This window comes from Methylobacterium sp. 285MFTsu5.1, from assembly GCF_000383455.1.
GTDB lineage: Bacteria > Pseudomonadota > Alphaproteobacteria > Rhizobiales > Beijerinckiaceae > Methylobacterium.
Genome location: NZ_KB911273.1, coordinates 96,530 through 110,899 on the forward strand (window position 1 = coordinate 96,530; position 14,370 = coordinate 110,899).

11 protein-coding genes are annotated in these 14,370 nt (G+C 74.0%); 3 read left to right on the forward strand and 8 right to left on the reverse strand.

The window, feature by feature from the left end; all coding sequences use genetic code 11:
- Positions 1 to 32 precede the first annotated feature (32 nt).
- The gene (gene gltA / locus H288_RS0109065; RefSeq protein WP_020092267.1) at positions 33 to 1,322 is read right to left on the reverse strand and encodes a citrate synthase; all 1,290 of its coding nucleotides are present in this window, start codon (positions 1,320 to 1,322) and stop codon (positions 33 to 35) included.
- Positions 1,323 to 1,622: 300 nt separating this feature from the next.
- On the reverse strand, positions 1,623 to 3,050 hold the full coding sequence (gltX, locus tag H288_RS0109070; RefSeq protein ID WP_020092268.1) for a glutamate--tRNA ligase: 1,428 nt from the start codon (positions 3,048 to 3,050) through the stop codon (positions 1,623 to 1,625).
- Positions 3,051 to 3,243: 193 nt separating this feature from the next.
- On the opposite strand from gltX, the gene H288_RS0109075 reads away from it, so the two are divergent.
- On the forward strand, positions 3,244 to 5,571 hold the full coding sequence (locus tag H288_RS0109075) for a ComEC/Rec2 family competence protein (RefSeq protein WP_020092269.1): 2,328 nt from the start codon (positions 3,244 to 3,246) through the stop codon (positions 5,569 to 5,571).
- Here H288_RS0109075 and lexA read toward each other — a convergent pair.
- Positions 5,565 to 6,293, reverse strand: coding sequence for a transcriptional repressor LexA (gene lexA, locus H288_RS0109080; protein WP_020092270.1), 729 nt, complete (start codon positions 6,291 to 6,293; stop codon positions 5,565 to 5,567). The genes H288_RS0109075 and lexA overlap by 7 nt on opposite strands.
- A 250-nt stretch (positions 6,294 to 6,543) precedes the next feature.
- On the opposite strand from lexA, the gene H288_RS0109085 reads away from it, so the two are divergent.
- Positions 6,544 to 6,993 (forward strand): hypothetical protein, encoded by a 450-nt coding sequence (locus H288_RS0109085; RefSeq protein ID WP_026604787.1) that lies wholly within the window; start codon positions 6,544 to 6,546, stop codon positions 6,991 to 6,993.
- Positions 6,994 to 7,011: 18 nt separating this feature from the next.
- Here the strand turns inward: H288_RS0109085 and H288_RS0109090 are convergent, their stop codons facing one another.
- Positions 7,012 to 7,227 carry a hypothetical protein gene (locus H288_RS0109090; RefSeq protein ID WP_020092272.1) on the reverse strand — a complete coding sequence of 72 codons (216 nt, stop codon included), beginning with the start codon at positions 7,225 to 7,227 and terminating at the stop codon, positions 7,012 to 7,014.
- A 320-nt stretch (positions 7,228 to 7,547) separates the two neighbouring features.
- Between H288_RS0109090 and fae the strand changes: the two genes are divergently transcribed.
- Positions 7,548 to 8,087, forward strand: coding sequence for a formaldehyde-activating enzyme (gene fae, locus H288_RS0109095; RefSeq protein ID WP_020092273.1), 540 nt, complete (start codon positions 7,548 to 7,550; stop codon positions 8,085 to 8,087).
- A 39-nt stretch (positions 8,088 to 8,126) separates the two neighbouring features.
- Here fae and H288_RS0109100 read toward each other — a convergent pair whose 3' ends face one another.
- From H288_RS0109100 to H288_RS32220, 4 genes are all read right to left on the reverse strand, one after another.
- Positions 8,127 to 8,591: a hypothetical protein gene (locus H288_RS0109100; RefSeq protein ID WP_020092274.1), complete on the reverse strand. Its 465-nt coding sequence runs from the start codon at positions 8,589 to 8,591 to the stop codon at positions 8,127 to 8,129.
- An 80-nt stretch (positions 8,592 to 8,671) separates the two neighbouring features.
- Positions 8,672 to 11,956, reverse strand: a complete 3,285-nt coding sequence (locus H288_RS0109105; RefSeq protein ID WP_020092275.1) for an error-prone DNA polymerase — start codon at positions 11,954 to 11,956, stop codon at positions 8,672 to 8,674.
- Positions 11,953 to 13,638 carry a DNA polymerase Y family protein gene (locus tag H288_RS0109110; protein WP_020092276.1) on the reverse strand — a complete coding sequence of 562 codons (1,686 nt, stop codon included), beginning with the start codon at positions 13,636 to 13,638 and terminating at the stop codon, positions 11,953 to 11,955. Before H288_RS0109110 ends, H288_RS0109105 begins: the two co-directional genes overlap by 4 nt.
- Positions 13,565 to 14,344: an ImuA protein gene (locus H288_RS32220; protein WP_103985094.1), complete on the reverse strand. Its 780-nt coding sequence runs from the start codon at positions 14,342 to 14,344 to the stop codon at positions 13,565 to 13,567. The genes H288_RS0109110 and H288_RS32220 overlap by 74 nt, the downstream gene beginning before the upstream one ends.
- Positions 14,345 to 14,370 lie beyond the last annotated feature (26 nt).

The window sequence follows — 14,370 nt, forward strand, 5'->3', positions numbered from 1 at the left end:
GCTCGACGCTTCCCGGGGCAGGTGGTCCCGCCTCAGCCGCGCTGGTCCACGGCCACGTAGTCGCGCTGGGCCGGACCGACGTAGAGCTGGCGCGGACGGCCGATCTTCTGCGACGGGTCCTCGATCATCTCGGCCCACTGGGCGATCCAGCCGACGGTGCGGGCCACCGCGAACAGCACGGTGAACATGTCGGTGGGGAAGCCCATCGCCTTGAGGGTGATGCCCGAGTAGAAGTCGATGTTCGGGTAGAGCTTCTTCTCGATGAAGTACTCGTCCTTGAGCGCGATCTGCTCCAGCTCCATGGCGACGTGGAGCAGCGGGTCGTCGGTCTTGCCGAGCTCCTTGAGCACCTGGTGCGTGGTGTTCTGCATGATCCGCGCGCGCGGGTCGTAGTTCTTGTAGACGCGGTGGCCGAAGCCCATCAGGCGGAACGGGTCGTTCTTGTCCTTGGCCTTGGCGACGTACTTGCTGACATTCTCGGGGGTGCCGATCTCCATCAGCATCTTGAGGGCCGCCTCGTTGGCGCCGCCATGGGCCGGGCCCCACAGGCAGGCGATGCCGGCCGCGATGCAGGCGAAGGGATTGGCGCCCGAGGAGCCGGCGAGCCGCACCGTCGAGGTCGAGGCGTTCTGCTCGTGGTCGGCGTGCAGGATGAAGATCTTGTCGAGCGCCCGGGCGAAGACCGGGTTCACCTCGTACTCCTCGCACGGCACCGCGTAGCACATGCGCAGGAAGTTCGACGTGTAGTCGAGATCGTTCTTCGGGTACACGAACGGCTGGCCGATCGAGTACTTGTAGGCCATCGCGGCGAGCGTCGGCATCTTGGCGATCATGCGGATCGACGCGATCAGCCGCTGGCTCTCGTCCGTGATGTCGGTGGAATCGTGGTAGAAGGCCGAGAGGGCGCCCACCGAGGCGACCATGACGGCCATCGGGTGCGCGTCGCGGCGGAAGCCGGTGAAGAACCGGTTCATCTGGTCGTGCACCATGGTGTGGCGCGTGACCCGGTACTCGAAATCGGCCCGCTGGGCGGCGGTCGGCAGGGCGCCGAACAGCATCAGGTAGCAGGTCTCGAGGAAGTCGCCCTTCTCGGCGAGCTGCTCGATCGGGTAGCCGCGGTAGAGCAGCACGCCCTCGTCACCGTCGATGTAGGTGATCTTCGACTCGCACGAGGCCGTCGAGGTGAAGCCCGGGTCGAAGGTGAAGGCGCCGGTCTGGGCGTAGAGCTTGCCGATATCGATCACGTCCGGCCCGATCGTGCCGGTTTTCACCGGCAGTTCGATCGACTTGCCGTCCACGGTGATGGTGCTGGGTGCGCTCATGGATCGTGGACCCTTCTCTGGCGACGTGGCGGATGCCGGCCTCGGGCTGCCCGAGTCGGTCCCGGGGGCCTGAGCACACGCATTATGCTGCGGGTGCTCACAGCCATGGGTTACCCAAACGGCAGTGCAGCAGCAACGGGGTCGGTGACAACCCGCCCCCGTCGCCAAGCGAATTCCGCCAACCGATTTCCACCCAACGCAATCCGGGTCGGGGCCGGCAGTTCCCTGTCCGCTCCCGGTCCGCGCGCGGCGGTCCCAGCGCCGCCTCGTCCCCGCCTCGTCCCTGCCCTCAGCCCGGCCTCAGCCCTGCGGCGCCTGATCCCCGAGGCGCGCCAGGGTTTCCTCCCGGCCGAGCACCGCCATCACGTCGAACAGGGGCGGGGAGGTGGTGCGGCCGGTGAGCGCCGCGCGCAGGGGCTGGGCCACCTGCCCGAGCTTGCAGCCGGCCGATTCCGCGTACTGCCGCACCGCGCCCTCGGTGGAGGTCGCGCTCCAGTCGGGCACAGCCTCGAGCACCGGCCGCACCCCGGCGAGGCGGCCGCACCCCTCGTCGGAGAGCAGGGCGCGGGCCTTGTCGTCGAGCGCCAGGGGCCGCTGGGCGTAGAGGTAGTAGGCGCTGTCGAGGAGCTCGATCAGCGTCTTGGCCCGCTCCTTCAGGCCCGGCATGGCCTGGACGAGCTTGTCCCTGAGGTCGGGCCGCAGCGGCGCCGACAAGCCGCGCTCCGGCCCGACGTTGGGCAGGATGGTCTCGATCGCCGCGACGAGGTCGGAATCGGCGCTGGTGCGGATGTAGAGGCCGTTGAGGTTGGCGAGCTTGGCGAAGTCGAACCGCGCCGCGGAGCGTCCGACCGCGCCGAGGTCGAAGGCCGCGACCATCTCGTCGGTGGAGAAGACCTCCTGGTCGCCGTGGCTCCAGCCGAGCCGCACGAGGTAGTTGCGCAGGGCCGCCGGCAGGTAGCCGAGATCGCGGTAGGCCTCGACGCCGAGCGCGCCGTGGCGCTTCGAGAGCTTGGCCCCGTCCGCTCCGTGGATCAGCGGGATATGCGCCATCCTCGGGATGTCCCATCCGAGGGCCGAGAAGATCTGGCTCTGGCGCGCCGCGTTGGTGAGGTGGTCGTCGCCGCGGATGATCTGCGTGACGCCCATGTCGTGGTCGTCGACCACGACGGCGAGCATGTAGGTCGGCGTCCCGTCCGAGCGCAGCAGGACGAGGTCGTCGAGGTCCTTGTTGGCCCAGGTCACGCGGCCCTGGACGGCGTCCTCGACCACGGTCTCGCCCTCGGTCGGCGCGCGCAGGCGGATCACCGGCTTGACCCCGGCGGGGGCCTCGGACGGGTCGCGGTCGCGCCAGCGGCCGTCGTAGCGCGGAGCGCGCCCCTCCGCGCGGGCGGTCTCGCGCATCTGCGTGAGCTCCTCGGCGGTGGCGTAGCAGTGATAGGCGCGGCCCGCGGCCAGCAGCTCCTCGGCGACCGCGCGGTGGCGCTCGGCGCGGGCGAACTGGAAGACCACGTCGCCGTCCCAGTCGAGGCCGAGCCAGGAGAGGCCGTCGAGGATCGCGTCGATCGCCCCCTTGGTGGAGCGCTCGCGGTCGGTGTCCTCGATGCGCAGCAGCATCGTGCCGCCGGTGTGGCGGGCGTAGAGCCAGTTGAACAAGGCCGTGCGGGCCCCGCCGATATGCAGGTAACCCGTGGGCGAGGGGGCGAAGCGCGTGACGACGGCTGAGGACATCGGTCCGGTATGTTCCGGGGCTGGTCGCGGACGGGGCGCGACGGACGGCGAAGGGGCGGCGGAGCGGCGAGGGGCTCGACAGGGCGCCCGTAGCACGAAGAACCCGCTGTAGCACGGGCCGGCGGATGCGTTAAGAATCGCCCGCAGAATCGCACGGCCCCGACGACAGGTCGCGCGGAGCGGGGCGGCGGCGATGCGGCGGATCGGCGCGAGGCGGGCGGACGGCGCGGTCGCGCTGATCGGCCCGCGCGCCCGAGCCCTTCCCGCCGCCCTCTTGGCCGCCCTCCCGGCCGCCCTCCCGGCGCTCCGCGACTGGGTCGTCGCCGGCCTCGCCCGCGAGGCCGAGCAGCGCCGGCTGTTCCCCTGGCTGGCGGTGGCCTTCGGCGGCGGGATCCTGGTCTACTTCGCGGCGGCCGACGGCGCGCCGAGCCTCGCCGCCCCCCTGATCGCGGCCGGCCTCGCGCTGGCGCCGGTCCCCGTCCTCGGCGCGCGGCCGGCGGCCCTGGCGGCGGCGCTCGCGGTGGCGGCCGCGTTCCTCGGCTTCGCGGCGGCGACCTGGCGGGTCTCGCAGGTCGCCGCACCGATCCTCACCCGCACCACGATCGGCCCGCTCGTCGGAACGGTCGAGGCCCTGGACGAGCGCGAGGTGGGCGCCCGGCTGGTGATCCGGGTGGAGAGCTTCGCCGGCCTCGCGCCGGAGGCGCGGCCCGCCCGGGTCCGGGTCTCGTTCCGGAAGACGCCGATCCCGCGTCCCGGGGACGGCGTCGCCGCCACGGCCCGGCTGCTTCCGCCCCCGGAGGCGGCCCGGCCCGGCGGCTACGACTTCGCCCGGGACGCCTATTTCCAGGGGATCGGCGCGGTGGGCTCGCTGATCGGCACCGTCACCGTCCGGGAACCGTCCGGGCCGCCGCCGCTGGGCCTGCGGCTCGCCGCTGCGCTCGACGCGGCGCGCAACGGGCTCACGCGCCGGATCGCGGAGGCCGCCGGCGGCCAGGCGGGTGCGGTGGCGGCGGCCCTGGTGACGGGCAAGCGCGGCCTCATCGGGCCGGCCACCAACGACGCGCTCCGCGCCGCCGGCATCTACCACGTGGTGTCGATCTCGGGCCTCCACATGGTGCTGGCCGCCGGCGTGGTGTTCTGGCTGGTGCGGGCGCTCCTCGCCGCGGTGCCGCTCTGCGCGCTGCTCTGGCCGATCAAGAAGATCGCGGCCGGCTTCGCCATGGTCGGCGTCACCGCCTACTGCGCCTTCTCGGGCTGGGACATCGCGGCCGAGCGCTCGCTGATCATGACCCTGATCATGCTCGGCGCGATCCTGGTGGACCGGCCGGCCCTGTCGATGCGCAACCTCGCCCTCGCGGCGCTGATCGCGCTCGCCCGGGAGCCGGAGGGCCTGCTCGGCCCGAGCTTCCAGATGTCCTTCGGCGCCGTGGCCGGGCTGATCGCCTGCGCGCGGCTGATCGACGGGCGGCTGCTCGTGCGCCCGGGGGCCGGGCGGATCGGGCGGCTCGTCGGGACCGGCCTGTCGGCGATCACCGGGACCCTGGCCACGACCCTGGTGGCGCAGGTCGCGACGGCCCCCTTCGCCACCTACCACTTCCAGACGGTCCAGCCCTTCGGCCTCGTCGGCAACGCCCTGACCCTGCCGCTCGTCTCCCTGGTGGTGATGCCGGCCGCGGTAATCGGCTGCCTCGCCTATCCCTTCGCCCTCGACCGGCCGGTCTGGTGGCTGATGGGGCAGGCGGTGGCCGGGATGCTGGCGATCTCGGACTGGATCGCCGGGTTCGAGCGGGCGGTCCTGGTGCTGCCGGCCTTCGGCGCCGGGGCGCTCGCCCTGCTGACCGCCGGCCTGCTGCTGGGGACGCTGCCGGCCTCGCGCCTGCGCTGGCTCGCCGTGCCGCCGGTCCTGCTCGGGCTCGTCCTCGCGGCCCGGCCCAACCACTACGACCTCTACGTCGACCGGCAGGGCGCGGGGGCCGCGGTGAGGGGCCCGGACGGGCGGCTCGCGGCCCTCGGCAGCCCTTCGGGCTTCGTCCTCGAGCAGTGGCTGAAGGCGGACGGCGACGGGCGGCGGTCCGCGGGGCTGATCGTCCGGTCCGGCAGCGGGCGCTGCGACCGGCTCGGCTGCACCGCCCGGCTGCCGGACGGGCGGGCGGTCGCCCTGGTCCGGGACCGGCGGGCCTTCCCGGAGGATTGCGCCCGCGCCGCGGTGCTGATCACGGGCCTCGCGGCGCCGCCGACCTGCACGGGGCCGCTGGTGATCGACCGGCGCGTCCTCGCCGCCCGCGGGGCCGTGGCCCTCCGGACCGACGGCGACGGCTTCGCCGCGCGCTACGCCCGGGACGACGGCCGCGCCGTGCCCTGGCGGCCGGCCGCCGGGCGCGGGCCGGGACCGCCGCGGCCGGTCACCGCGGAGCCGGGCGACCGCCCCGCGGAGGACGGGGTCGCCGCGACGCCGGAGGCCGACGCCGCGCCGGGCGGAGACCTCGCCCCCGGCGACGCGCCGGCCGAGCCGCTTCAGTAGCGGCGGACGAGGCTCACAAGGCGGCCCTGGATCCGGACCCGGTCGGGCCCGAGCACGCGGGTCTCGTAGGCCGGGTTGGCGGCCTCGAGGGCGATCGACGAGCCGCGGCGGCGCAGGCGCTTGAGCGTCGCCTCCTCGTCGTCGATCAGCGCCACGATGATGTCGCCGGTATTGGCCGTCTCCTGCTTGCGGATGACCACGAGGTCGCCGTCCAGGATGCCCGCCTCGACCATCGAGTCGCCGCGCACCTCGAGGGCGTAGTGCTCGCCGCCGGCCACGAAGTCCGGCGACAGGGTGATGGCGTGGCTCTGGTTCTGGATCGCCGAGACGGGGGTACCGGCCGCGATCCGGCCCATGACCGGGATCGAGATGGCGCGGCCGGACTCGTCGATCATCCGCGTGCTCGCCGGGGCCGGCGGCTGCTTGGACTTACCGCCCTCGACCACGCTCGGCGTGAAGCGGCGCGGCTCGGCGGGGGCCTGAGTCGCCGGAGCGGCCTGGGTCAGGCTCTCGGGGATCCGGATCACCTCGATGGCGCGCGCCCGATTCGGAAGGCGCCGGAGGAAGCCGCGCTCCTCGAGCGCCGTGATCAGCCGGTGGATGCCGGATTTCGACTTGAGATCGAGGGCATCCTTCATCTCGTCGAACGACGGCGGGACACCGCATTCCTGCATCCGGCTCTGGATGAATCGCAGGAGGTCCAGCTGCTTGCGCGTGAGCATCGACGGGGGACTCGCGGCTTGGCGGACCGCCACGTGACGGTCTCCGAAACAAATCACGAACAGGTTAAACGTTCCGCAAGTGTTCCGCAAGAGCGGCACCGCTCGGCTCGGCGCGCCGCGGGCGCGCCCGCGGGAGAAGGTCGAGAAACGCATTGACGGCGCAAGCGGAGCCGTTTCAATGCATCGCGGCGCCCCGCCGGGAAGGCGGCGGATCCGGGGTGCGGGCTGGGACCCTCTTGGAATGACGAGGATGCGACGACCCGCAGCTCTGCTGCCCCTCGGCCTCGCCGCCCTCGGCCTCGCCGGCTGCACCACCGGATTCTCCTACATCTCGCGGAACTACGTGGCGCTCACTCCCCAGGTCGTCACGATCGGCTGCAAGGAGCCCTACGAGGTCTACGACAACCGGCAGCTGCGCCGGATGCTGATCGTGTCCAACGCCCTGCGCGAGTATACCGGCTGCAACCTGAGCGAGGTCCGGATCGATCCGGAGCCGGGCGCCACCCGGGTGAAGCGCTTCCGCACCGCCGCCCGGGCCTATCTCGACGAGACCGTGCGCGAGGATTGCCGGATCACCGGCGAGACCGTGTTCGATCCGCTGAAGACCGAGTTCGCCTACGCCTGCGACGCGCCGATCGAGAAGCGCGGCACCGTGGTCCCCCGCCTGCCGGGCCGCAATCCGGGCCTCGGCGTGCGCTGACCGGCCGGCGGCGCGTCCTCAGGCGCCCGGCTTCGGGAAGGTCCGCTCCGCGGCGTCGCCGGCGGCGGCCAGCAGGGCGCGGGCGAAGGCCCGGGCCTCCGTCCGGTCGAGCACGATCGCGGCGGTGACCGGCGCACCGCCGAGGTCGGCGAGGGCGAGTTCCAGGCGCACCCCGTCGGGCACGGCGCTCGCCTGAAGGCTCCAGCCGGAGCCCCGGTCCGTGCTCTCCGCCATCGTGTTCCTCCCGCATGCCCGGCACGGCGCCGCGCGCCCACCGGAACGGCCAGGCCCGGGACCGCTCCCGGAGCCGCGCTCCGATCTTCCCTGCCTCGCCTGTCCGCGTTCCTCAAGGCCACAGGCCGCGCAGGGGTGGAGATGCGCGCCGTCGCGGATGCCGGCGGCCGCATCGCGGCGACGCGGGGCGGCACGGGTCCGCGCCCGCGCCGCAGCGCGGGCGAGGGCAGGGGCGGCCGGGATGGGAGCCGGCTTCGGGGCGATTGACGCGAGGCCGCCGATGATGTCTCCCGCGGGCTCCGATCAGGTGGAGTTCGAACATGCAAGAGATCTGGTTCCGCACGGGCGAGGCCACGGTGCTGGCGGCCGAGGGCCAGTACACCGACGCCATGCCGGAGGTGCTGATCGGCTCGGTGCGCGGCCCGGTCGGTCAGGCCTTCGCGTCGATGATGGGGCAGGTCCAGGGCCACACGCGGATGTTCGTGGTGCGCGACCTCAACCAGCTCGTGCGCCCGGCCACGATGATGACCACCAAGGTCACGATCCACACGGCCGAGTATGCCGAGCTCCTCGGCGGCGTGGTCCAGGCCGCCACCGGCGACGCGATCGTGGACTGCATCATCGAGGGCATCCTGCCGAAGGACGGGCTCGACGAGCTGTGCATGATCATCATGATCTGGCTCGATCAGCGCTGCGCCGAGGACGACAACCTCGACCAGAAGGACCTCTACCGGACCAACTACGAGGCCACGAAACTCGCCATCGCCCGCGCCCTCAAGGGCGAGCCCACGGTCGACGAGCTGATCGCCAACCGGAAGACCGTGAAGCACTACGCGCTCGACGGCGTGATCGAGTACTGAGCGGGCCCAGGCCACGCATCCTGCCGGCTCAGGTCCGCCTCAGCCCGGCGGGATACGCCCCACCGAGCACAGGGTGCGCATCGTGCTGCTGCCCGGGTCGGTGTAGCAGGACGCCGACCAGCCGTTCTGCTGGATGAACGACTTGCGCCGCTCCGCCAGCGCGGTCCGGTAGGCGGTGGCGATGATCGGCTCGACGGTCGCGGCCGGTTGGCCGATGAGGATCTCGGAGGCCACCGACAGGTCGCGGAAGAAGGTCGCCGAGGGGCTCGGCTCGGCGGAGGTCGCCTGCACGATCGGCTCGGCCCGGCAGGTCACGTCGAACTTGATCGGGCCGGCCACGCGGATGTCGATGCTGGGGCCGGCGCGCTTGCCGACCCGGCCGCCGATCGCGTCGGCGATCTGGCGGGTGAGGTCGTCGCAGCTGTCGGCCCGGGCGGCCTCCGCCAGGAGGGGCAGGGCCGCGCAGGCGGCGAGGAGGAGGCGCGGGACGGCGAAGCTCGACATCGCCGCACTCTACGCGCGGCGCGGGGCCTGTCGAGGGGCCTGTCGAGGGGCTGGTCGAGGGGCTGGTCGAAGTGCCGGCCTCAGTGGAAATCCCGGCTGGGGAACACGCGCCGGTCCGGGGGCACGCCGAAATCCGTGTTCTCGGGCGGCAGCTTCATGCCGGCCTCGCGCAGATCGCGCAGGGCAGCGGTGAGGTCGCGAAACCCCTCCGCCACGAGGTGGACCACCCCGTCCGCCCGCTGGATCCGGCCGCGCACGGCGAGGAACCGCGCCTGCATGGCGATCCGGCGGTTCGCCTCGAACACGGTCTTCCAGACGATCACGTTGGCGATACCGGTCTCGTCCTCCAGCGTCAGGAAGACCACGCCCTTGGCGGTGCCGGGCCGCTGGCGGATCAGCACGAGCCCTGCCACCGTGACCCGCGCCCCCTGGGGCAGCGCCGGATCGAGATGGGCCCGGGCCGGAATCGCGCCGATCCGGGCGAGCCGCCCCCGGAAGAACGCGACCGGGTGCCCCTGGAGCGACAGGCCGGTGGCGGCGTAATCCTCGGCCACGGCCTCGGACGGGGCCAGGGGCTGAAGGTCCACCGCCGGCTCGTGCCGGAACAGGCCGTCATCGGCGTGCCACGCGAAGAGCGGCAGGGGTGCGTCGAGAAGATGGGCGCGGCGCTCGCTCGCATCGGCCTTGGCGGCCTTGCGGGATGACGTCCCTTCCAGGGTGCGGACCATCCACAGGGCGGCGCGCCGGTCGAGGCCGAGCGAGCGGAACGCGTCCGCCTCCGCCAGCCGCTCCAGGGCGTTGCGGGGCAGGGCGAGGGACGCCTGCAGGCCCTCGATGCTGGCGTAGCCGTTGGCGCGCAGCCGCACGAGCCGGCGCATCGCGGCCTCGGGCAGGCCGCGCACGACGCGCAGACCGATCCGCACGGCGTGCAGCGCCGGATCCCCGGCCGGCTCCAGGGTGCAGTCCCAGTCGCTGGCGTTGACGCAGACGCCCCGCACCTCGACCCCGTGGGCCCGGGCGTCGCGCACCAGCTGGGCCGGCTGGTAGAAGCCCATGGGCTGGGCGTTGAGGATCGCGGCCAGGAAGACGTCGGGGTGCCGGCACTTCATCCAGGCCGAGGCGTAGACGAGGAGCGCGAAGCTCGCCGCGTGGCTCTCCGGGAAGCCGTAGGTCGAGAAGCCCCGGATCTGCGCGAAGCAGCGCTCGGCGAAGTCCTGCGGGTAGCCCCGGCGGGTCATGCCGCCCACGAACTTGTCCGCGAAGCCGCCGATCGACCCGACGTGGCGGAAGGTCGCCATCGCCCGGCGCAGCCCGTCGGCCTCGGCCGGGGTGAAGCCCGCCGCCGTGATGGCGATCTGCATGGCGTGCTCCTGGAACAGCGGCACGCCGTAGGTCTTCTGCAGGACCTCCTTCAGCTCGTCCGCCGGGCCGTGATCCGGGTGCGGGGCCGGGTACTCGACCGGGTCGATCCCGGAGCGTCGCCGCAGGTAGGGATGGACCATGTCGCCCTGGATCGGGCCGGGGCGCACGATCGCGACCTGCACCACGAGGTCGTAGAACTCCCTGGGCTTAAGGCGCGGCAGCATCGACATCTGCGCCCGGCTCTCGACCTGGAACACGCCGACGGAATCGGCCTTCGTCAGCATCGCGTAGGTCGCGGGATCGTCCTGCGGCAGGTCGGCCAGCGTCTCGTAGAAGGTGCCGTGATCCTTCTCCAAGAAATCGAGGCCGCGCTTGAGGCAGGTCAGCATGCCGAGCGCCAGCACGTCGACCTTCATCAGGCCGATCGCGTCGATGTCGTCCTTGTCCCACTCGATGAAGGTGCGGTCCGCCATGGCGCCGTTGCCCACCGGCACGGTCTCGTCGAGGCGGCCGCGGGTCAGCACGAAGCCGCCGACATGCTGCGACAGGTGGCGGGGGAAGCCGATCAGCTGGTGGGCGAGGTCGAGCGCCTGCCGGATCGCCGGGTTCTCCGGGTCGAGCCCGGCCTCGCGCACGTGCTGGTCCGGCATGCCGGTGCCCCAGGAGCCCCAGACCGTGTCGGCGATCGCCGCGGTCACGTCCTCGGTCAGGCCCAGGACCTTGCCGACCTCGCGGATCGCCATGCGGGGCCGGTAGTGGATCACCGTGGCGCAGAGGGCGGCGCGCTCCCGGCCGTAGCGGGCGTAGAGGTGCTGGATCACCTCCTCGCGGCGCTCGTGCTCGAAGTCGACGTCGATGTCAGGGGGCTCGCCGCGGTTCTCCGAGATGAAGCGGGCGAAGAGCAGCCGGTGCTTCGACGGGTCCACCGCGGTGATGCCGAGGCAGAAGCACACGGCGGAATTGGCCGCCGAGCCGCGGCCCTGGCAGAGGATGCCCCGGCCGCGAGCGAACTCGACCACGTCGAACAGGGTCAGGAAGTAGCGGGCGTATTTCATCTTGGCGATGAGCCGCAGCTCCTCGCGCAGCGTCGCCGCGACGCCGTCCGGGACCTCGCCGCCGTAGCGCCAGCGCGCCCGTTCCCAGGTCTTCTCCTCCAGGTATTCCTGCGGCGTGCGCCCGGGGGGCACCGGCTCGTCGGGATACTCGTAGTGCAGCTGCGACAGGTTGAACTCGCAGGCCTGCGCGATCTCGACGGTGCGGGCCAGCGCCTCCGGGTGGTCGGAGAACAGCCGCGCCATCTCGGCGGCGGGCTTCAGGTGGCGCTCGGCATTGGCCTCCAGCCGGTAGCCGGCGTCCTCGATCCGGCAGCCTTGGCGGATGCAGGTGACCACGTCCTGCAGCGGGCGTCGCTCGGGATGGTGGTAGAGCGCGTCCGAGACCGCGACCATCGGGGCGCCGGAGGCCGCGCCCAGCTCGGCGAGCAGCCCGAGGCGCCGCCGCTCGTCGCCGCGGCGCGTGTGGCTCGCCCCCAGAAAGGTCCGGCCCGGGGCGGCGGCGGCCAGCGCCTCCAGCCGCGCCCGGAACCCCTCCGGCAGGCGCCGGGCCGGCGGCATCGCGATGAACATCTGCCCCTCGGCGGCCTCCACCATCTCGGCGAAGGAGAAGCGGCACGCGCCCTTGCGGACGCGCCGGTTGCCCAGGGTGAGCAGCCGGCAGAGGCGCCCCCAGGCGCCCCGGTCCATCGGGTAGGTGACGGCTTCGAACCCCTCCTCGGTGACGAGGCGCACCCCCGGCAGGATCCGGATCGGTGTGCCTTCCTGGTCGAGCGCCAGCGCCGCCGCGTGCGCCCGGACCACGCCGGCCACGGTGTTGCGGTCGGCGATGCCGATGGCCGCGAGGCCGTAGGACGCCGCCTGCACGACGAAGTCCTGCGGATGGGAGGCGCCGTGCAGGAAGGAGAAGTTCGTGGTGACGGCGAGCTCGGCGTAGGCGGGGCCGCTCACGCGAAGAGCCCGTGGACGTACCACGCGGCCGGGCGATCAGGGGCGTGCGGGCCGTCGCGGTAGAGCCAGAGCCGGTGCCCGGCCTCGCACTCGATGCGGTAGTAATCGCGATCCGCGCCGGGCGCGCGCCACCATTCGGCGGCGATCCGCTCCGGCCCCTCGGCATGGGCGACGCGGTGGACCCGGGCGCGCCAGCGGAAGCGCCGGGGCGGCCCCTCCGGGACGGTCGAGAGCACGTCGAGGGCGGCCTCGCCGCGGGGGAAGATCACCAGGGGGCGGGGCGGGAGGTGGTCGGGCCAGGGGGACGCGCCGGTGCGCGCCTCCTCTTCCGCCGCTGGGTCGGAAGGCGCAGCCATCACGGTTGAACGCCGACGCTGAAGGAGCGCATCCGGCCCACGCTGCCGTTCGGGAGCGGGGGGCGGGAGAGGCGCCCGTGGCCGGCTGACGCCTCGATCGGTCGACGGTCCGTGCCCCATTCCGGCAACCCAGACCCGGTCCCGGTCGGCCCGCTCCGGCAGGTGGCTCGCCCGCGGCTCGAGCCGCAGGAGCGCCCGCCCGAGGCGCTGCGCCAGGGCGTCGGCCAGGAACCCGATCCCGTCGCCCGGGGCCGCCGCGCCGAGATCCGTCTGGCGGGCCGGCATGGGGCCGGTCACCGTCACGGCGAGCGCCACCGTCTCGAAGCCGAAGCCGGCGTCGAGGGCGGGGCCCAGCCGGTCGAGGCGCAGGGCGACGAGGGCCGCGACCCGCTCAGGATCGCGCTCGGGGCGGGACAGGCCGAGATCGATCACCCGCAGGGCGCCGTCGACCCGGTGCAGGCCGAGGCGCAGGGCGCAGGCGCCGAGCCCGTCCCGCTCCAGCCGCGGCGCGGTCTCCGCCATCAGGTCCCGGGCGGTCCGAACGATGTCCGACTGCCGCCCGATCGGGTCGAGGAAGCCGCGGGCGGCGGCGTAGGCGGCCGCCTCCGTCAGGGGCGCCAGCGGCTCGGGCCGGCGGCCCAGGGCTTGGTCGAGGCGCAGCAGCAGCGCCGCGCCGAAGCGGCGGGCGAGGGGCCCCCGGGGCAGGGCGTCGAGTTCGCCGATCCGGCGCAGGCCGAGCCGCTTCAGGCCCGCGACCGTGCCGGGATCGAGGCGCAGGGCGTCCACCGGGAGGGCCCGCAGGGCCTGCGAGGCCCCGCCCGGCGGCACCACGACCGGATCGGGCCCGCCCTGCCGCGCCAGCGCGAAGGCGGCGCCGGGCGTGTCGGCCAGCGCGATCCCCGCCGGTACGCGGCTCCGCGCGAGCCGGGCGGCCAAGTCCGCGACGAGGTTCGCCTCGCCGCCGCGCAGGTGGCTCGCGCCGGCGACGTCGATGTAGAGCCCGTCCGCCGCCTCGCCCGGCCCGAACGGGGCCACGTGGGGCGCGTAGCCGCTCGCCCAGCGGCACAGCCGCAGCAGGGCGTCCCGGTCGGCCTCCGGGTCGGCCGGGTAGACCTGGAGCGGCACGCCGATCCGCGCCCGGACCCGGCCGAGGGGCTCGCCGACCCGGAGGCCGAGGGCGCGGGCCTCCGGGTCGAGGGCCACGAGCCGCAGCCCGCCGGCCCCCTCGGCCGCCACCGCGAGGGGGCCGCGCTCAGGCGCGAGACCGGCCCGCCGCAGCCGCGTCACCGGCCAGTGGCTCAGGCAGATGCAGACGATGCGCGGCATGGTCCCACTCCAGAAGCCAGTCGCCGCCCCGCCCGTTGCGGCAGCGCTCGAGCCGCGCCCGCCAGCGCGGCCTGTCCAGGGTCCCGAACCGGTCCCGCGCCGCCGGCGCGGCGGCGATCCGCCAGCGCGTGGCGGCCCCGTTGGGCAGACCGGCCGGCGCCGGCCGCAGGATCAGCAGCAGCGGCGGCGCCGGCCCTTCCGCGGCGAGCTGCAGGCGCCGGCCCGGCTTCAGCGGCAGCCCGTCCCGCAGGAGGCCGATCAGGGCCGTGAGCGCCCGCGCGTGCAGGGCCGCCTCCAGGGCGCGGAACACCTCCGCGTCGCTGCCGGCTTCCAGCAGCAGCAGGCGGCCGGGGTCGAGGCCGAGGCCGGCGAGGCCGTGCCCGTAGGGCAGGGGCTCGCCGGGCGCGGCGGCGATCAGCGCTTCCCCCGGCTCCCGGGCGAGCTGGCGGGCGCAGAGCGCCAGGGCGAAGCCCAGGGCCGCGATCGCGTCCGCGGGCTCGGCCGGCGCGATCTCGTGGGGCGGCCCGAGGGCGAGACCGCCGCCCGGCAGGTGCGCGTCGAGATCCGGAACGCCCAGCGGCAGGACCGGGACCGGATCCCGGCCGCGATCCGGCGGCGCGAGGCGCGCCCGCAGGACCGCCAGCCGGGCCCGGGGATCGTCCCGCGCGATCGCCGCCTCGGTCTCGTCGGCAGGGTCCAGCCCCATCTCCATCGGCTCCGGTCATGCTGGAC